Source organism: Methylobacterium sp. B1, from assembly GCF_000333255.1.
Taxonomy (GTDB): Bacteria; Pseudomonadota; Alphaproteobacteria; order Rhizobiales; family Beijerinckiaceae; genus Methylobacterium; species Methylobacterium fujisawaense.
In genome coordinates, this window is sequence record NZ_BACT01001069.1 from 1 (window position 1) to 244 (window position 244).

Here is a 244-nt window from a genome sequence, read left to right on the forward strand (position 1 = left end):
CTTGAGCTTGAGCGAGCCTTCCAGCGCGATCGGGTAATGCAGGCCACGGCCGAGGAACAGTGCGCTGCTCTTGCGCGCGAAACGTTCCGCCCAGGCGGCGATCTGCGGCTCCATGTTCAGTGCATGCTGCACGCTGCCCGGCAGGAAGCGCAGCTGCTCCAGGTAGTCCGCTTCCTGCGCCGCGTCGATGCGGCCATGCAGCTTGCCCAGCACCACGGTCAGCTGGAACAGTGCGGCCAGTTGG

Annotated in this window: 1 pseudogene; it reads right to left on the reverse strand. The window is 66.4% G+C overall.

What is annotated here, in order from left to right:
• Positions 1-244, reverse strand: a pseudogene (locus tag I53_RS29750) (glutamine--fructose-6-phosphate aminotransferase); the annotation flags it as partial.